A 19,354-nucleotide genomic window follows, 5' to 3' on the forward strand; every position below is an offset into this window, starting at 1 on the left:
AAGCGGATTACGGAAACTTAACTACGCCATCGATTGCGTAATAGATAGGTTGCAATAAGCAGGTGTTCCACTTTGCGTGAGCGGAACGAAGCGGAACACCCGGAACGATGCGGAACACTTCGGAACACCCCGGAACACTTCGGAACACCATAATAACTAAAAAAAAATTAACTATTAATTATCGGGCAAATAAAAGCGGGGCGTTTTTGTAAGCCGGCTTTTGTACCTGCTGCTTGATTTTTTTGAAACTTTGCATTGGCCCGTCAGAAATAAAGAGGTTGATCAACCAGGCCGGGGCGCCGCCGTCGGGTTCAATTTGCAGGTAATAAGTTACGCTGGCCTGGTTATTGCCCACAGGCGTAAGCACCCATTTGCCATTTGATTTACGCACGCGGGTAATGCCCGCCTTCTCGGGCACCAGGCCCGTTACCGATGGTGCATCAACTGTAATAACTTTTGTTTCCGGATTTTGAGTGACCGTTACGTGGGCCGCGAAATCGCGATTTTGAGCAGGCCAGGGCATGGTTATCTCGGCATAGTAAAAAAGCTCGGTAGCCGATACTTGTTTAACTATGGTTGCCTGCTTTGTTTTATAGGCCCAATCAGGATAATTCTTAATATCCAGCAATACAGCTGCAATCTGTGCAGGGGTAGCATTAAACGTGCATTCAACTTTAATTGGTTTAACCTTTAAGGCCGATTTTGTATCGCTGTAAACTTTAATACCGTCGCTTTGGGTTTTAAATGTCCACTCGCTTTGTGCGGAGGCCAGCCTGGCGATAAAGGTTATTGTCAGAAGTATATATATTTTTAGTTTCATAAGTTAATGTAGCTCTTAAATGCGCTGTTTATTCATTTAGATAGCATCGCGCCTGCCCTTTCGCGCTTTTACAAACCGGAAAGATATTGTTTGACTACCGATACAACATCATTTTAGATATTTTGATTGACGCAGATAAAATTAGTTGTGTTAAAAAAATCGTCAAACGCACTGTAAAATAACATAGGCTGCAAGCCCAATGGAGTAATTCTGAAAATATTAAAATTATGCTTTTTAAAAAACTGCCAAAAATCGTAAAAATAGGTCCTGGTATCAATATTACAGCCACCAAATTCAAACTGAATAACCTTTGTTTTGGCCAAAGCGCCGCCCATTCCGTTTAATACATCCAGCTCATGGCCCTCCACATCTATTTTAATAATATCGATAGTCTTCCTGTTAAGTTTTTCCTTCCAATAGCTTTCAAAAGTGATAACATCCACCTCCTCAAAACTTTCGAACTTCAAAGATTCTCTTTTTGTTAAGCTTGCCAGGCCTGACCCGGGAACATCTGTGTAAAGCGAAGCGACGCCAGCCTTATCAGAAACAGCGGCTTTATTTATTAATACGTTGGACTGGTTTTTAAAACGGGTTATTAATTTTTCATTATTGACTTGTGATGGTTCAAATACATGGACCTCAATTCCGTCGAATTTCTTTAACAGCTCTGCTGTATAATCTCCGACATTACCGCCAATATCTACGGCAAGCCCGGGTGCTTTTATAACCTTAGTCAGTAAATTCACTTCGTGACTAACCGTATAGGCGCCCCAGCCCTTTCCCTGCAAACGGCCACAGATCCGTTCTATCTTTGATAATATCCTATAAATCATTAACCTAAAGTACAATTTTAAATTTATGTCCCCGCAAGCCATTTACCAACCACCGGAAGCCTGCTTAATAACCAAACCAATAATAACGATAAAATAAAACATATAATTGCTGTTATCGGGATACTTATTAACGGCAGGCACCATTTAAAACTGATACCCAACGGATCATCTAAAAAATAAAGGACCAGTGCGTGGCTCAGGTAGATACCGAAGTTGTATTTGCAGGCAAAATTCTTCGCTTTTAATAAAACTGCGGGCAACTGCAGTTTGGTAAACCGGCCCAGCAAAAACACGCCCGAGGCCAATAGCGCAATTGCAGGGCCACTGGGTTCATACAGCAGGGTTATCAAGGCGGTATATTTATAAAGCAGGTAAGTGCCGCCGGTTATCATTATCACCAGCATCATAACTAAAATCCACATCCATACCACTAACCGCCGGCTGTATTTTACATTAAAGGTGAGGTAGTGGCCCAGTACCAGGTACCCGGCATAGCCGGCAAAATAATGCAGATCAACCTGGGGGTTAAAGCGCGAAACCAGGGGTTGGGTAATGATCATGGTGATTAGCCACATCACCAAAAAATATTCAATTTCGGGTTTGGTAGCGTTACGTACAAATTTGCCGATAACCGGTATAAAAAAATAAAGGCCTATCAGCATATAAACATACCATAAATGATACGAGCTGCCGTATTTTAACTGGTGCAGCACCTGTTTGATATTTGCCCACGCGCTGCCGTTAAAAGTAATTTCTTCATTATACCACGAATACCCAACGTACACCAAACTCCAGAATAAAAAGGGCACCACTACCCTGCTCAGGCGTTTTTTTAAGAAATCGCCCAACTCATACTCCCGGTGCAAAAGTAAAGCGCCGGTTATCATCACAAATACGGGCACTGCAAAACGCACCAGGGCGTTGTAAAAATCGGCAGTGAGCCAGGTGGCAACCGGTAAATGGCCGTATTGCCCTAAGGGGATAGCCGAAACATGCAGCACAATTACAGCAAATAAAGCAATAAGCCTTAAACTATTTATCCAATCCAGGTTTTGGGGTTTAGCTGTGGTCATCCGTTAAATACGTGCAATAAAAGTAGTACATTTATTAATAAAGCCGGTTAAGTTAATTGTCACTATAACTAACACAAACTTAATTAAGCCTTAACATGCATACTTTACTTTTGCACCATTATTCATTTGATGTACTAACCAATCGTTCTTTTTTCATTGAACTAATAAGATCAGTTAATAGTAAAGAGAGCTTGGCGCTCTCTTTATTTTTTTAAAACTATTTCTCCGCAAAAACATTCCCCTATTATATAATACATGAAAATTCTATACGCCATACAAGGAACCGGTAACGGGCATTTAAGCCGGTCGATGGACATTGTACCCCTGCTAAAAAAGATGGGCGATGTTGATGTATTGGTAAGCGGCACGCAGGGCGATTTAAACCTGCCATTTGCTGTAAAATACAAGTTGCACGGTTTTGGTTTTGTATTCGGCAAGTCGGGCGGGGTTGATTTATGGGGATCATTTTTAAAATCAAGGTTCCGTAAGTTTATTAAAGAGATCAATACCCTGCCCATTGACAATTATGACCTGGTTATCAATGATTTTGAACCGGTATCTGCCTGGGCCTGCTATTTAAAAAATAAGCCCTGCATCGGCCTTAGTCACCAGGCCGCGGTACTGCATGATAAGGCGCCCAAACCTGAGGAACCCGACATGATAGGCCGCCTGATATTAAAAAACTATGCGCCGGTTACCGCGCAATATGGCTTTCACTTTAAATCGTTCGATAAAAATATATTTACCCCGGTAATACGCCAGCAGGTACGTGAGCAGGAGATCATGAACAATGGGCACTACACGGTTTACCTGCCTGCTTACGATGATAAACGCCTGATAAAAAGGCTGTCAGAATTTAAAAATGTTGAGTGGGACGTGTTTTCAAAACACAACAAAAAAGTATATCACCATAAAAACGTATCTATACAGCCTATTGACAATAAAGCTTTTGTTAAAAGCATGGCACACAGCGCCGGCGTACTTTGCGGCGGCGGTTTTGAAACCCCGGCTGAAGCTTTGTTTTTAAAGAAAAAACTGCTGGTGATCCCGATGAAAAACCAGTATGAGCAGCAACTTAACGCGGCAATGCTAAAAGACATGGGCGTACCCGTTATTAAAAGCCTTAAACCCAAGCATGACGAGAAAATACTGGACTGGCTAAACAATGGCAAACCGTTAAAAGTAAATTACCCGGATAATACCCAACAGATATTGGATATGCTGTTTGAGCAGCATGCCGAAGCCAGCTATTTTAAAACCGGGCTGGTAGCGCACTAGCTGGCACTATAGTTGAAACACCTGCTCAAGCGGGACAGCAACCGGCGAATTATCCGGATTGACCTCCATCAGGTCGGCCATATATGCCCACCATTTCTCTAAGATTTCTTCTTTTTTAAAAACCGCGCCCTGCTGGCCCACATTGTGCACGGCAAACAGAATATCAGTTTCCTGATCGAAAAAAATATGATATTGATGGATCCCGCCGTCTGCCAGCAGTTGGCGTATCCCCGGCCAGATCAAAGCATGCCGACGCTTGTATTCATCTTTGGCGCCGGGTTTTAATTTCATTTTAAATGCTACCTGGTTCATGACAGCTCTTACTTTTTCAACTCGATCAGCTTAACAGCAAAGGGCTTCATTTCGATATTTTCATTGTTAATTACCGAGCGGGTTGCGGGGCTGTCGCCCGAGTCGCCATCAATCGTACTTACTTTTGCGCCCTTAAACGTGGCGGGGAGTTTAATAAAAATGCCTTTGTTTCTTTTATTAAGGATCAGTACTTTTTTAACGTCGCCATTAACAAAACCCTGGGCTAAAATATTGTCGCCGTTATTACCGTCTAAGCCCGTCCTGACCAATTTGCTGCCGGCTTTGATATTATCCTTTATCATTTTTAACACCCAGAAACGCGCGTTGGGCTTATTATTAATGTAATTGATCATGCTCACGTCGGGAAACTGCGTAGGGAAACCAACCAGCTGCGATTCGCCTATCACGTCAATCCCTCTTTTGCTCAGCTCAATAAAAAAGTAAGCATATACACTTGCCGACAGGTTCCAGTAAGCGGGCGTTATGGGCTGGTTGCGCATTTCATCGCTAACAAAGGTCCCCAACTCGTTAATATCGGTTTTGGTGCCCGGCGATAGCCGTTTGCGGATATTCTCTATATAATTAACCGAGTTGATAAAGCTTTCGGCCTTATCAAAAACACTGTATTCGTAGGCCTCAAATTTTTGATTGCTGTTGGCGTTTGCATAGCAGTGATACGATATCATATCCAGCGGGATACCGGGTTTATGGTTTGCCGGATCAAGGAAATACTCAAACCAATCCGGTTTTTCATAAGCCAGCGCCATGCCAACGAATTTGGTGCGGGGCGATACCGTTTTGATGGCGGTAACCATTGCATCGTATATTTTGGTGTAGGTTTGCGGCGACATGCTGTGCTCCAGATCGGGCTCATTTAATACCTCCCAATACGGGATCTCGTAGTGGTGACCGGATTTATGGTATTTTCCAAGCTCATCGGTAAACCCGCCTTTTGAATACCAGCTGATCAGCCGTACATAATAGCCGGTAAGCTCTTTCATGGAGGTATCGCGCAACACGGTGCCGCCACTATAACCCCAGCTTACCTGGTTGGCATCGGCGGGATAAGTTACCGGATTGTCTGTTTTAAACATCCATTGCGGTATGGTGCTAAAATTAAGGATCACCGAATGCCCTTTGGTGTTTTCAAGGAAGTCGATCGTCATGGGGTCGATTAAACTAAAATCCCATGAAGTTTTTTCGGCAGGCGGCTCCAGCTCGGCAACGGCTAATTTAGGGTACGGAAACCAGGGCACATATCTTACATAATCAGCATTCAACTGTTTTAAAGCGGCAAACGAGGCGTCGTGCATGGCAGCTTTGCGGCGCAGCATGGGGTTGCCAACAACCTGTAAGGTAGGCGTTGATTTTGAGACCGACACCACATCGTCCCAATTAACGTTTAGCGATTGGCTTTGTGCCTGATAAGCCCCCAGGCATAAACAACCCGCGACAGCGACAAATAATCTTTTCATTTGCAATAAGTTAAATATCAGTTTAAAACAAAAATGATGCAGCAAGGCTTAAAAAGCCCGATTATAATTGGCAGTTGCAAAATATCGTTTTTTATTGAAATTAACTATCCCTAACTGTCCTTATGTCCGCGGACGCCGGTTATTTGAGCACCACCCTTGTTGCCCCATAGCCAAACTTCTCTTTAAGCGCATCCATAAAAGTTTGTACTTTGGGATGCTTACTTAAAGCCTTGTGGATCTCGTGGCGCAATATGCCATTGCCGGCACCGTGAATAAAAACGACATCATGCAGCTGGTGCACAATTGCCGAGTCGAGTGCTTTGTTAAAATGGTCGAGCTGGATCTTTTGTATTTCTGCACTGCTTAAAAACTGGTAATCGTCGCGCAGTTTTTCAATATGCAAATCAATTTCGCGTTGTGGCTTTTGTACAGCTACCTTTTCTTCGGCGGGTTTATAAAAAGCTTCTTTCAATTGCCGGGCGTCTATTACAAAGTCGGGCTCATCTAATTGTATAAGCCAACCCTGCTGATTTAGTACCGGCAAACTCTTTTTACTACCTGCAAAATCTTTGGCTTTAAATTTCTCTGAAACAGTAAGCGGTGCAGGTACTTCTATATTTTGTGTGGTATAATACAATACGTTTATTGTCAGCCTGGGCCATAACTGCAGGTCTGCCAGTTGGGCCGAGTAAATTTTAACGGCGGATTGGGGCGCTATAATACCTGCATATTCGCCTTTAAAACCGTTTTTGTCAGTTATCAGCGTCGCCAATAACCGGAACGTGGTATCATTGATCAAATTAAAATGCACTACCGAATTTGCTTTGGCATCGGCAACAACACCCAGGTAAACACCTTTGGTTTTAAATTCGGCGGCAGGTGTTTGCGGCTCGCTGGTTGCGGCCGTTGTTTCGCTGCCGGCAGCTTTGTAGCCATGCACCAGGGTAACTTTGCGGGCTAGTACCGGTATCTCAAAATCATCCTCGCCGGTTACACCTATCATATCCTCATCAATAATGCGGGTGATAAAACCTTCCATCTTCTCGTCAACAAACCTTACAAAGTCGCCTAATTTATATTGCATAACTATTTATCCTTTTAACAGAGCAAATCTACTTTATATATCTACTGTAGTTACAACAAAGTTTATTAATAAACTTTGTTTGTTATTTTTGCAAAAAACATCAGCCTGATAATTAAACTATGGAAATTCTTAAACCTGAACCGCTGGAGCCGCATTTACAATACAAAGTATTTGTACATAACTTAAACCGGATATATTTTGCCAAGACCTACCTGGATAAAAAAATGTTGAACCTGATTGACATGGCTTCATTTAAAGGCTTAAAACTGGGCATGCGCGAGTTTTGGGATGATGTTAAAAAACAGATTGCCCGCATGGATAAGATCTATGAACTGATTAATGAGTTGCCGTCTGATAAAAATTGCAATCCTTTAAAAGCTATTGTTAAAGACGAGTTTTGCCTGGACGAAAAGCACGACATAGCTATCCTGAATGATATGGACCTGATTATGTACATGCAGATGCTTGAGCATATAAATATAGCCTGCTATGGCCTGTTAAAAGTGATTGCCAAACAACTTAAATACCAGGAAATTGAACAATTGCTAAAAGAATGTTTTGACGAGTGCGTGGATAATGACCAGTTATTTGTACTGATAGCAAACGAATATGTATTGTAGCAGCAACGGGGAATAGCTATAAAAAAATTAAGCCACCTGCATAAAGCAAGTGGCTCGTTATAGCTATTTAATACCCCTATTAAAATAACCTGCTGTAAAGTAAAAGAATATTTTATCACCCTCCAAAAAAACGTCGGTACTATTATTAAAATCTGACGAATAAGTTAGTATTTTGACAATTTTGCAATTAAATTTTTTCAAAACCGGCTGTTCCAAATTGGAGAATATCTGTTGTGGTATACGCCCCCGGCCCTCATTAACCCGTTTATTTTGCTATTATTGATAATTAATAGGCGTTAAAATCCTATTTTTAGCGCCTCAAACCCGATGAAGACCAACAGGTCTTTGAGGTTAACAGAATTAAAAAAAATGAAAGTTTTAAAATTTGGGGGAACATCCGTAGGAAGCCCGGAGCGTATGAAAGCGCTTTTGGATATTATTGATGCGTCCGAAAGGCAAATTGTCGTGCTGTCTGCTGTATCGGGCACAACAAATAGTTTGGTTGAAATTGGTCAGGCGTACTTAGCCGGAGATAAGGCTAAGGCTGCTTCACTGATCGCTGCATTAAAGAGTAAGTACGAAGTATTTATAAAAGAGCTATTTGCCAGCCCCGAATTTTTAGCCCAGGGCAAGGAAGTTATTGATTATCATTTTTCGTTAATCAGCAGTTTTGCTAACGACCTGTTTACCCCCATTGAAGATAAGATCATTTTGGCGCAGGGCGAGTTGCTGTCAACCACCTTATACCATGTCTATTTAAAGGAGACAGGTGTTCCGTCTGTTTTATTGCCCGCACTGGATTTTATGAAAACCGATGAGGATAATGAGCCGATAGTTGACTATATCACCACGCACCTTACCCCTTTGCTTGACCAGGCGCCCGACAATAACCTGTTTATCACCCAGGGATATATTTGCCGCAACGCCTTTGGTGAAATTGATAACCTGCGCCGCGGCGGAAGCGATTATACCGCATCATTAATTGGAGCCGGCATCCGCAGTGAGGAAGTGCAGATCTGGACGGATATTGACGGCATGCATAACAATGACCCGCGGATTGTTAATGGCACCAAACCAATTGCACAGCTATCGTTTGATGAAGCTGCCGAGCTGGCTTATTTTGGCGCAAAGATATTGCATCCGCAAAGCGTGTTCCCGGCACAGAAATATAAAATACCGGTGCGTTTATTGAACACCATGGACCCGCAGGCCCAGGGCACCTTGATTACCAACGACAGCGAAAAAAATCAGATCAAATCAATAGCCGCTAAAGACGGTATAACCGCCGTTAAGATAAATTCAAGCCGTATGCTATTGGCTTATGGTTTTTTGCGCCGGGTATTTGAGGTATTTGAACGTTATAAAACGTCAATAGATATGATCACCACTTCAGAAGTCGCGGTGTCATTAACTATTGATGATACCACACATCTTGATGAAATATTAGGCGAGCTTAAAGCTTTCGGCGATGTAGAGGTAGACAGCGATCAAACCATTATTTGCGTGGTAGGAGATTTTGCTGCTGACAAGCACGGCTTTGGTTCGCGCGTGTTAGAGGCTATCAAACATTTACCTCTGCGTATGATATCTTACGGTGGCAGTAACCACAACCTGTCAGTACTGGTTAAAACCGAAGATAAGGTGGAAGCTTTAAGAAGTTTACATAGCAGGTTGTTTTAGTGTCGGATCCCCGAATTTAGATTTCGGATCTTTGACTTTTTAATTTTGATTTTTGACTTAATATCAATGTTTAATCCAGATACCATTACCCGTTTTAACAATACCGAAACACCTTTTTATTATTATGATATGGGGGTGCTTAACCAAACTTTGCAGGCTTGTCATAACGCTTCGGCTAAGTATGGGTTCCATGTGCATTATGCACTGAAAGCCAATTTTAATCCGAAGGTGCTGGATATGGTTCGGTCGTTTGGGTTTGGGGCCGATTGCGTAAGCGGTAACGAAGTAAAAGCAGCTGTTGAACATGGCTTTAGTAAAACGCAGGTTGTTTTTGCCGGCGTAGGTAAATCAGACAAAGAAATAAACCTGGCGCTTGATACCGATATATTTTGCTTTAATGTTGAATCGGTGCAGGAACTTTACATTATCAACGAGCTGGCGAAAGCCAAAAACAAAACTGCAAAAGTAGCTATCCGCATTAACCCTAATGTTGACGCGCATACCCACCACTTTATCACTACCGGTCTTGACGAAAATAAATTTGGCGTTAATACCTGGCAACTAAGCGAGGTAATTGAGGCTTTACGTGCCTGCCCTAACATTCAATTTTTGGGTGTGCATTTTCATATCGGCTCGCAAATAACCGATATGGAGGTTTACAAAAGCCTTTGTATCCGCATCAATGAAATACAAACCTGGTTTGAAGATCATGGGTTTACCGTTAAAGTATTAAATGCCGGCGGCGGTTTGGGGGTAGACTATCATAACCCCGATACCAATACGATAAGCGATTTTGAAAGCTATTTTAAAGTGTTTAAAGACTTCTTAAATGTCCGCGCCGACCAGGAAGTACATTTTGAACTGGGCCGCGCACTGGTGGCACAATGCGCTTCATTGGTATCCAGGGTGCTATATGTTAAAAACGGACAGAAAAAGAATTTCCTGGTGCTGGATGCCGGTATGACGGAACTGATCCGCCCCATGCTGTACCAGGCCTATCATGAGATAGAAAACCTGACTCAAAAGTCACAACCGCAAACCCGGGATCTAAAATACGATGTTGTGGGGCCGATATGCGAGAGCACCGATTGTTTCCGTAAGGATGTTGATTTGCCGGAGTCATTCCGTGGTGATTTGATCGCGGTACGAACAGCAGGAGCCTACGGCGAGGTAATGGCATCGGGTTATAACCTGCGCGACAGGGTGCAAAGCGTATACTCAGACTAGATTTATTCCTGTCTTACACCCCATTACCTTGGCCGGCCCCTATTATAATTACGCCTGCATGGCATTTGTTACAAATTATTATTCGTACCTTGCGCACTTTAATAATTAAAATAATGCAAAAAGAAGGAACAGTAAAATTTTTCAATGAAACAAAAGGGTTCGGATTTATTACACCAAACAGCGGTGGTCAGGACGTATTTGTTCATTCAACAGGTCTGATCGACGAAATCCGTGAAAACGATAAAGTTGAGTTCGAAGTAGAGAACGGCAGAAAAGGCCTTAATGCGGTTAATGTAAAGGTTATATAATTATATATCATTTTCTAACGTATTTAAAAACATCCGCCCTCCCGGCGGATGTTTTTTTTTGCCCCACCCCGACCGGGCAGATAAATTGAATTTGATATAAAATCCTGTAAGTGTGCTATTCAGTACAAAGTGACCGCTATTATCTAACGGCGCAAACCAATTACGCAGTTTAAGCCCCCTCTTCGTTGGCAAGGGGCGCGACCGGGCTTTTGGCACTGTTGTTGTATAATACCTTATAGCTAAAAAACGAAAAAACATTATGAAAGATCAATCAAAAGTTATAGCAGCCTTATTAGTAGGCGCAGCAGCAGGAGCAGTCCTTGGATTATTATTTGCGCCTGACAGTGGTGAAGAAACCAGAGGAAGTTTAGCAGGTTATGCAGACGACATTGTGGGCAAAGCAAAAGACAAGGCCCGTTCTGCAACAGATAACCTTAAAGGATACGGCAGCGAAGTTGTTGACCGGGTTAAATCAAAATACAGCGACGCGGTTAACGACCTGTACAATTACAGAGACGGTGTGAGTGACGACATTCATTTAAAAGCTGATGAGGTTGCCGATTCTGCTCAGGATAATATTAATAATGCCAAATCAAAAGTAAAAAATGCTGCTGATGATTTGAATGATTCTATACAACAAGCTTAAAATGCATTATTGTTCAACAGAACGGTAACAACATAAAACTTTAAAAAAAAGACTGCCTAGTTTAAGGCAGTCTTTTTTTTTGTCTTTTTTGGTGGTAAATAATTTTTTTATGAAATAAAAAAATTAAAGTTATATATTTAACCTATGTCATTGATTTGTTAGATACAAACAACAACATACCCGGTAACTGCTAAGTACCGGCAAACCATTATAAATTATAAAAGTATTAAAGGGAGCAGTTTGCGCTATTACTGTGCATTTTCCCCGGTATCCATACCGGGATTTAGGCACTATTTTTCATAGTAAACTACTGTTTCACGAAAAGGCATGACTATTATACCTAATATTAGAACCTTATATGTTAAAAATTTACGTAGCTATTTGCTGTATTGCTATTTTATCCGGATGTAGCCGTTCAGGCAAGGATAATTCAAATATCGCGACAGAAAAACCACTCTTTACCTTACTGGATTCTTCTAAAACAGGAGTTTTGTTTAATAATAAGATCACAGAAGATTTTAACAAAAATATTTTAAACTACCAGGCCTTCTATAATGGCGGTGGTGTAGCCGTTGGCGATATTAACGGCGATGGCTTGGAAGACATCTATTTTTCGGGTAATATGACTTCGAATAAATTGTATCTAAATCGTGGTAATTTGAAGTTTGATGATATTACCGACCAAGCCGGCGTAGCAGGACGCGACAGCAGTTGGAAGACCGGTGTAAATATGGTTGACGTTAACGGTGATGGTAAATTAGATATTTACCAATGCTATTCTGGCAAAGGCGACGGCAATAGCCGTAAGAACCAGCTTTTTATTAATCAGGGTTTGGATTCGCGCGGTGTGCCAATATTTAAAGACGAAGCAGAATCGTATGGCCTCGCCGATTCGTCGTATAGTACCCAATCTTACTTTTTCGATTATGACGGTGACGGCGACCTTGATCTTCTTTTAGTAAATGAAAACATCAAGGCATTGCATGATCTGGATGATGCCGTCATTCAGAAATTAAAAAACTCAATAGATCAGCAGGCGTGCTCAAAATTGTATAGAAATGATAACGGCCATTTTAAAGATGTAACCAAAGAAGCCGGGCTAGACATGTCGACGTTTTCTTTTGGCCTGGGTGCCGCTATTGCCGACATCAATTGCGACGGCTTGCCGGATATTTATTTATCCAACGACTTCTCCATCCCGGATAAGATGTATATCAACAATGGCGACGGCACTTTTACTGATCAAATGCGCAACACGCTTGATCATATTAGCTTTTTTTCGATGGGTAACAGTATAACAGATGTTAACAATGACGGCCTTCCTGATATTTTCACCCTGGATATGCTTCCCGAAGACAATAAGAGGCAAAAACTACTCTCCAGTGTGGACAATTATGAAGCCTTTAATATTAACCTGCGCAATGGTTTTTATTACCAGTATATGCGCAATATGTTGCATATTAACAATGGCGACGGTACATTTAGTGAGATAGGCCAGTTGGCCGGTATTTCAAATACAGATTGGAGCTGGGCACCCCTATTTGCCGATTATGATAACGACGGATGGAAAGACCTGTATGTTACAAACGGTTACATGCGCGATTTTACCAACATGGACGTTATCAAGTTCAATGAAAATTATTTTGCGAGCATTAATGGCGAAATAGAACCAAGGCACGTATTAGACATGCTAAATAACATGCCATCATCCGACGTTAAAAACTACATCTTTAAAAATAACGGGGGGCTTAACTTTACCGATAAAGGGGCTGCCTGGGGCATTAACATTCCATCAAACAGTAATGGCGCAGTTTATAGTGACCTGGACAATGATGGGAACCTGGATCTGGTGATAAACAACATCAATCGCTCTGCCTTTATCTATAAAAACATGGGCAATCCGGCTAAACATTACCTCAACGTAAAGTTAGTTGGAGCCGGCAAAAACACCGGTGGCATAGGCGCATTAGTAACCGTGTTTAATAAAGGCAGGCAACAGGTTATTGAAGAAATGCCCTCAGCAGGGTACTTGTCGTCAGTATCTGCGCAGCTGCACTTTGGTTTGGGCAATGATAAAAAAATTGACTCGGTAAGGGTAGTATGGGTTGGTGGCAAACAACAGGTTATAAAAAATGTGCCGGCTAATCAACTAATAACATTGAGGCAAAGCGAAGCTACAACTACCTATCAAAAACCCGTGGCGGTACCGCCAATATTCAAAGAGATATCATCGCCGCTGGCATCAGGACAGCAGCCTAATGAGATAAACGATTTTAAGCGCCAGCCCCTACTGGTTAACCCGCTTTCATTTGTGGGCCCGTGTATGGCCAGGGGCGATGTAAACGGTGATGGGCTGGAAGATGTATATGTTGGCGGCGATAGTAAAGAGGCCGGTACGTTGTTTATACAACAGCGGGGCGGTAAGTATATTAAAAACCAGCAGCCCTTTGTGGCCGACAAAGAAAGCCAGGATGCCGATGCGGTATTTTTTGATGCCAACGGCGATGGGCATATTGATTTATATGTAGTGAGCGGCGGCTATGCTAATTTTAAGGATGCTGACCCATTATTTCAGGATAGGCTATACCTTAATGACGGTAAAGGCAATATGGTAAAGGCTACGGGTTCCTTACCGGCAATGCTGGTAAGTAAGAGTTGCGCGCGCGTAGGCGACTTTAATGGAGACGGCAAACCCGATCTGTTTGTAGGAGGGCGCAACGCCGGCTCTAATTACCCGGAGGCACCAAAAAGCTTTATCCTTATTAACGACGGAAAAGGCCATTTTACAGATCAGATCAAAAAAATAGCTCCGGATCTGGAATATATAGGTATGGTGACTGATGCCGCAGTAATTGATATGAATGCCGATAAAAAACAAGATCTGGTATTAGTTGGCGATTGGCTACCGGTTAGTGTTTTCATAAACCAGGGCGGTAAATTAAAAAACCAGACAACTCACTATTTTGATAAGCAATACACAGGCTGGTGGAACAGCTTGAAGGTGGATGATTTTAACGGTGATGGTAAACCAGACCTGGTAGTAGGCAACCTGGGGCTTAACAGTCAATGCAAAGTGAATGATTCTGAACCTGCCGAACTTTACTATAAAGATTTTGATGATAACGGCGCAATAGACCCCATACTTTGCTTTTATATTATGGGCAAAAGCTACCCATACCTTACCAGGGATGAACTGTTAGACCAGATGAGCATTATGCGTGGCCGCTTCTCTGATTATAAAAGCTATGCCGATGCTGGCATTAATGATGTATTTACTGATGAAGAAAGAAAGGGAGTGAAAATATTAAAAACCAATTATTTAGCAACGGCTTATTTTGAAAGTACGGCAAGCGGCAAATTCAAAGAGAAAGCATTGCCTGTGCAGGCCCAGTACTCCCCGGTCTTCACCATTACCTCACTTGATTATGACGGTGATGGACATAAAGACCTTTTGCTTTGCGGCAATATCTATCACTCGCGTATTCGTTTTGGGCGGTATGATGCCAACCATGGTATGTTGTTTAAAGGCGATGGCAAAGGCGGGTTCAAGTATGTGCCCGAACAGCAAAGCGGCTTAAAACTAAAAGGCGATGTCAGAAGTGTGATCACTGTCAACAATACTTTGTTTGTAGGTATCAATCAGCAAAAAATGAGAGCTTTTAAGTTTTAAAAAAGTAAATTTTAACCTATATAAAAATTATACACAATTGAAACGACTAATAATTTACACCGCTTTACTTAGCTGCTTGTTTGCCTGTAAAAAACGTCAAAGCTATCCGCAGTTAAGTAATAAAGACATTGCTAAAGTATTGGATAAAATGACGAAGTTCATGATCCATGACGTTACTAATCCGCCGTTGGCTGCACGGTTTTATTCGTATGCCTGCATTTCGGGCTACACAGTACTGTCTTTCAATGATAAGAAAGTGCTACCATTAAAGGGGCTTTTAAATAAGTTTCCTGATATTAAAAAACCGCTTGACTCAGGCGAATACTCGCCTCAACTTAGCGCCATATTAGCAATGTGTGGTACTGCTAAAAAAATGCAGCCATCAGGCAGGCTGTTTAAAGATTTCGAAAAACTTTTTTTAGACTCATGCCGTAAAATTGGTTTTAACGATGATGTTATTAAGCATTCGCAGTCATACGCTAACCAGGTTGTAAAACAGGTGATGTCATATGCCAAATCTGACCGCTATAACCGCATCAGTAATTATCCACGGTATACACCAATTGGTAAAGAAGGCACGTGGTATCCCACGCCACCCGCTTTCTTTGCACCGGTAGAACCCTATTTTAAAACTGTCAGGACCTTTATTATTGACAGCTGCTCGCAGTTTAAGCCCGTACCACCGGTACCTTTTTCAAAAGACCAGAATTCAGCCTTCTTTAAAATGTTGAAAGGTAATTATATAGATGGCGGCTCGGGCCTTACCCCAGAGCATAGAACTATTGCCGGATTTTGGGATTGTAATCCGTTTGCTATAAAAAACGAAGGCCATTTAATGGTAGGTATGAAAAAAATATCGCCGGGGGCGCATTGGATGGGTATAACCGGTATAGCTTGCCAGCAATCTAAATTGAATTTCTCCAAATCGATGGAAATTTATAGTATGGTAGCATTTGGGCTTACCGACAGTTTTATAGGCTGTTGGGATGAAAAGTACAGAAGCAATAGGATAAGGCCTGAAACTGCGATACGTAAACTGATAGACCCCAACTGGAAACCGATGCTTCAAACCCCGCCATTTCCCGAATATCCCAGCGGGCATAGCTGCGTCTCGGCCACATCATCTACTATTTTAACCTATTATTTTGGTCCTGATTACAAATTTACTGATTCAGTTGAGGAAACTTACGGATTAACACCGCGTAAGTTTACTTCTTTCAAACAAGCGGCTGCAGAAGCAGCTATGAGCCGCTATTGGGGCGGCATCCACTTTATGGATGCAGCTAATAACGGCATAACTTTGGGGCAAGGTGTGGGCAACTTTATAGTTACTAAGCTTAAAGGCCATAATATGGTACCGGTAATGTAAGTATCATAAAATTGGCAATAACAAAATAGGCTACCTTTAAAAAGGCAGCCTATTTTGTTTATATATAAATTTAAAGTTTTTTTATCCTTTAAAAGTATTTTGATTTATAATTTACCTAATTCCTGAACAAGGTCAATCAGTTTGTTTGAGTAACCCCACTCGTTATCATACCATGATACAACTTTTACAAAGTTGTTGTTTAAAGCGATACCAGCTTTAGCATCAAATATTGATGTACGGGCATCACCTTTAAAATCTTCAGATACAACTTCATCTTCAGTATAACCTAAAATACCTTTAAGTTCGCCTTCTGATGCTTCTTTCATGGCAGTTTTAACATCCTCGTAAGTAGCAGGATTTTTCAAACGCACGGTTAAATCAACCACAGAAACGTCAGCAACCGGTACACGGAATGACATACCTGTTAATTTACCTTTCAGTTCAGGTAAAACCAAACCAACTGCTTTAGCAGCACCTGTTGATGAAGGGATGATGTTCTGGTAAGCACCACGGCCACCTCTCCAGTCTTTAGCCGATGGGCCGTCAACTGTTTTTTGAGTAGCGGTTACCGCGTGGATAGTACTCATTAAGCCTTCTTCGATACCAAATTTATCATTTAACACTTTAGCAATAGGTGCCAGACAGTTGGTAGTACATGAAGCGTTCGATACAATATGCTGATCTGCTTTTAGTAATTTATGGTTAACACCCATTACAAATGTTGGGGTATCGTCCTTTGCAGGTGCGCTCATCACAACTTTTTTAGCGCCTGCATCGATATGTTTTTGTGCACTTTCCTGAGTTAAGAATAAACCGGTTGATTCGATAATAACTTCTGCACCAACTTCATTCCATTTAAGATTTGCAGGATCTTTCTCTGCTGTTACACGTATAGTTTTACCGTTTACAACCAAATGGCCGCCTTCAACAGCAATAGTGCCTTTAAACTGACCATGAGTTGAATCGTATTTTAACATGTAAGCCATGTAATCAGGCTCAACAAGGTCATTAATACCAACTACTTCAATGTCTGGTCTGTCAACTGCAGCTCTAAATGCCAGGCGTCCAATGCGGCCGAAACCGTTAATTCCTATTTTCATGATTTTTAATTTTTATTTGAATAATACGTTAATAGATTGTTTATAGGTTCTTTTATAATACCCGCAATTTCAAGGCCAGCTTCGGCTGTTGCTTCGCGCAGGTAATCCTGGAAGGCGAAAGCCACCGAGCCTTCAAAATGTAAAGGCGCCTGCGGGTATTGCTTATGTAAAGGTAACAAGTATGTGGATATTAGTCTATTAAATCCGTCTTTTATGACGCTTTTAAGATATTCGTCTCCCGGGTGCTCTATAAAAAACTCGCTGAATGAGCTTAAATACAACGCGGTTTGTTTTTGGCGGTAAACTTTTTCGAGTAATGTTTTACGGTCGGCCTCGTATTTATGTACAAATTTTTTCCGGAGATTTTCAGGCAGAGTCTCGTTCATAAAAGCCTTGATCAGCTGCTTGCCTAACCAATTGCCCGACCCTTCATCAGCCAGTATATAACCTAACCCGTAATTGTTAGATTTTACCTTCCGGCCATCATACCAGGCCGCGTTTGACCCGCTGCCGCAGATACCAATTATGCCAGGGGCATTACCGTAGCAGGCAATTGCAGCACCCTCAATATCATGCGATACGGTTATTTTTGCAAACTTAAAAAACACCGAGAAAGCGTTTTGAACAATAGCCTGCAACTCCTTTGACGAAGAGCCGGCGCCAAAAAAATAAATACGCTTTATTTCTTCGGCATGATGTATCAGATTGATATTTTTGTTTAACAGTTGTATGATGTGCTTCTCATCTATGAAGTAAGGATTGATACCATTTGTTTTAAAAGACGCAATAGTTCTTCCTTTATCCGACAGTCGCCAGTCAGCATGATTTGATCCGCTATATACAACTGCGATCATTATATGGAAAGTACCTCTACCATTTGCAACAGATCTTCTTCCAGTTTAAAGTCATGATGGCTCAATGCCTCATCAAGCGGGGTTAATTTAATGTGGTTAGCTTCCAGTCCAACCATTTTCTGGCTCTGGCCGGCAATAAGCGCGTTAACCGCGGCAAACCCTAAACGACTTCCCAATACACGGTCAAAACTGCTTGGTGCGCCCCCGCGTTGCAGGTGGCCCAGCACGGTTACTTTTATATCGTAATTTGTTATTTCTTTTTGAACGGCTTTGGCCAGGTCATAAATACCGCCGGTTTTGTCGCCTTCGGCAACAATAACTATACTTGACGATTTTTTGGTTGATTCGCCCCGTTTTAATTGCCTGATCAAATCATCAATAGCAGTTGATTTTTCAGGAAGCAATATTGCCTCGGCGCCGCATGATATGCCTGCACGTAAGGCTATAGCGCCCGAGTCGCGACCCATCACCTCAACAAAAAACAAACGGTCATGCGAGTCGGCGGTATCGCGTATTTTGTCAATAGCTTCAATAACGGTATTGGTTGCAGTGTCAAACCCTAAAGTATAGGTTGAGCCGTAAAGGTCGTTATCAATCGTACCGGGTATGCCTATTACGGAGATATCGGGATATTTTTGCGAAAAGCGTAAAGCGCCGGTAAACGTGCCATCGCCGCCAATTACTACCAAGCCCTCAATACCCTGGGCTTTTATATTTTGATAGGCAGTTTCCATTCCCTCATCGGTACGGAAAGGAAGGCAGCGTGCGGTTTTTAATATGGTACCGCCTAAATTTAAAATATTGCTTACAGAGCGGGCCTCCATGGTATACATGTCATTTTCGATCATGCCCTTATACCCCTGTTTTATACCAACAACCTCCAAGCCATTATATATCGCAGTCCTGACAACCGACCGGATACATGGGTTCATTCCCGGTGCATCGCCGCCTGATGTAAGTACCCCAATTTTCGAAATTTTGCGCATCTTTTATACCAAAAAAATT

The 19,354-nt window shown here is 42.0% G+C and carries 17 protein-coding genes; 8 read left to right on the forward strand and 9 right to left on the reverse strand.

The genetic code is table 11. The features are described 5' to 3' along the window. Nucleotides 1-178 precede the first annotated feature (178 nt). From LJ658_RS02180 to LJ658_RS02190, 3 genes are all read right to left on the reverse strand, one after another. The gene (locus tag LJ658_RS02180; RefSeq protein WP_230544816.1) at nt 179-820 is read right to left on the reverse strand and encodes an START domain-containing protein; all 642 of its coding nucleotides are present in this window, start codon (nt 818-820) and stop codon (nt 179-181) included. A 113-nt stretch (nt 821-933) separates the two neighbouring features. Beyond that, nucleotides 934-1,653, reverse strand: a complete 720-nt coding sequence (locus LJ658_RS02185; RefSeq protein WP_230544817.1) for an FkbM family methyltransferase — start codon at nt 1,651-1,653, stop codon at nt 934-936. A gap of 23 nt (nt 1,654-1,676) precedes the next feature. Beyond that, entirely contained in the window at nt 1,677-2,726 is a 1,050-nt protein-coding gene (locus LJ658_RS02190; RefSeq protein WP_230544818.1) for an acyltransferase, read from the reverse strand. Between the two features lie 255 nt (nt 2,727-2,981). Here LJ658_RS02190 and LJ658_RS02195 point away from each other — a divergent pair, with 255 nt between their 5' ends. After that, nucleotides 2,982-4,004 carry a glycosyltransferase family protein gene (locus tag LJ658_RS02195; RefSeq protein WP_230544819.1) on the forward strand — a complete coding sequence of 341 codons (1,023 nt, stop codon included), beginning with the start codon at nt 2,982-2,984 and terminating at the stop codon, nt 4,002-4,004. Between the two features lie 6 nt (nt 4,005-4,010). Here LJ658_RS02195 and LJ658_RS02200 read toward each other — a convergent pair whose 3' ends face one another. The 3 genes from LJ658_RS02200 to LJ658_RS02210 all read right to left on the reverse strand — a co-directional run bounded on the left by LJ658_RS02200 (nt 4,011) and on the right by LJ658_RS02210 (nt 6,875). Beyond that, a complete protein-coding gene (locus LJ658_RS02200) occupies nt 4,011-4,316 on the reverse strand; it encodes an L-rhamnose mutarotase (RefSeq protein ID WP_230544820.1) in 306 nt (101 codons plus the stop codon). Nucleotides 4,317-4,324: 8 nt separating this feature from the next. Beyond that, nucleotides 4,325-5,791 carry a glycosyl hydrolase family 39 gene (locus LJ658_RS02205; RefSeq protein ID WP_230544821.1) on the reverse strand — a complete coding sequence of 489 codons (1,467 nt, stop codon included), beginning with the start codon at nt 5,789-5,791 and terminating at the stop codon, nt 4,325-4,327. A 139-nt stretch (nt 5,792-5,930) separates the two neighbouring features. Next, complete coding sequence (locus tag LJ658_RS02210; protein WP_230544822.1) at nt 5,931-6,875, reverse strand: Smr/MutS family protein; 945 nt, start codon at nt 6,873-6,875, stop codon at nt 5,931-5,933. A gap of 119 nt (nt 6,876-6,994) precedes the next feature. On the opposite strand from LJ658_RS02210, the gene LJ658_RS02215 reads away from it, so the two are divergent. From LJ658_RS02215 to LJ658_RS02245, 7 genes are all read left to right on the forward strand, one after another. Then, nucleotides 6,995-7,495 (forward strand): DUF892 family protein, encoded by a 501-nt coding sequence (locus LJ658_RS02215; protein ID WP_230544823.1) that lies wholly within the window; start codon nt 6,995-6,997, stop codon nt 7,493-7,495. A 369-nt stretch (nt 7,496-7,864) separates the two neighbouring features. Then, a complete protein-coding gene (locus LJ658_RS02220) occupies nt 7,865-9,175 on the forward strand; it encodes an aspartate kinase (RefSeq protein ID WP_230544824.1) in 1,311 nt (436 codons plus the stop codon). 66 nt (nt 9,176-9,241) lie between these two features. Next, nucleotides 9,242-10,402, forward strand: coding sequence for a diaminopimelate decarboxylase (gene lysA, locus LJ658_RS02225; RefSeq protein WP_230544825.1), 1,161 nt, complete (start codon nt 9,242-9,244; stop codon nt 10,400-10,402). 113 nt (nt 10,403-10,515) lie between these two features. Further along, nucleotides 10,516-10,710: a cold-shock protein gene (locus tag LJ658_RS02230; protein ID WP_144916608.1), complete on the forward strand. Its 195-nt coding sequence runs from the start codon at nt 10,516-10,518 to the stop codon at nt 10,708-10,710. Nucleotides 10,711-10,969: 259 nt separating this feature from the next. Next, the gene (locus tag LJ658_RS02235) at nt 10,970-11,356 is read left to right on the forward strand and encodes a YtxH domain-containing protein (RefSeq protein WP_230544826.1); all 387 of its coding nucleotides are present in this window, start codon (nt 10,970-10,972) and stop codon (nt 11,354-11,356) included. A gap of 358 nt (nt 11,357-11,714) precedes the next feature. After that, nucleotides 11,715-15,026, forward strand: coding sequence for a VCBS repeat-containing protein (locus LJ658_RS02240; protein ID WP_230544827.1), 3,312 nt, complete (start codon nt 11,715-11,717; stop codon nt 15,024-15,026). A gap of 37 nt (nt 15,027-15,063) precedes the next feature. Next, nucleotides 15,064-16,395 carry a vanadium-dependent haloperoxidase gene (locus LJ658_RS02245; RefSeq protein WP_230544828.1) on the forward strand — a complete coding sequence of 444 codons (1,332 nt, stop codon included), beginning with the start codon at nt 15,064-15,066 and terminating at the stop codon, nt 16,393-16,395. Nucleotides 16,396-16,499: 104 nt separating this feature from the next. Here LJ658_RS02245 and gap read toward each other — a convergent pair whose 3' ends face one another. From gap to pfkA, 3 genes are read right to left on the reverse strand one after another with little or no spacing between them, the layout of a single operon-like run. Next, nucleotides 16,500-17,495 (reverse strand): type I glyceraldehyde-3-phosphate dehydrogenase, encoded by a 996-nt coding sequence (gene gap / locus LJ658_RS02250; protein WP_230544829.1) that lies wholly within the window; start codon nt 17,493-17,495, stop codon nt 16,500-16,502. A gap of 5 nt (nt 17,496-17,500) precedes the next feature. Further along, on the reverse strand, nt 17,501-18,349 hold the full coding sequence (locus LJ658_RS02255; RefSeq protein WP_230544830.1) for a hypothetical protein: 849 nt from the start codon (nt 18,347-18,349) through the stop codon (nt 17,501-17,503). After that, nucleotides 18,349-19,335: a 6-phosphofructokinase gene (gene pfkA, locus LJ658_RS02260; protein ID WP_230544831.1), complete on the reverse strand. Its 987-nt coding sequence runs from the start codon at nt 19,333-19,335 to the stop codon at nt 18,349-18,351. Before pfkA ends, LJ658_RS02255 begins: the two co-directional genes overlap by 1 nt. Nucleotides 19,336-19,354 lie beyond the last annotated feature (19 nt).

Origin of the sequence: Mucilaginibacter sp. UR6-11 (assembly GCF_020880695.1) — a bacterium.
In the GTDB taxonomy this organism is placed as follows: Bacteria; Bacteroidota; Bacteroidia; order Sphingobacteriales; family Sphingobacteriaceae; genus Mucilaginibacter.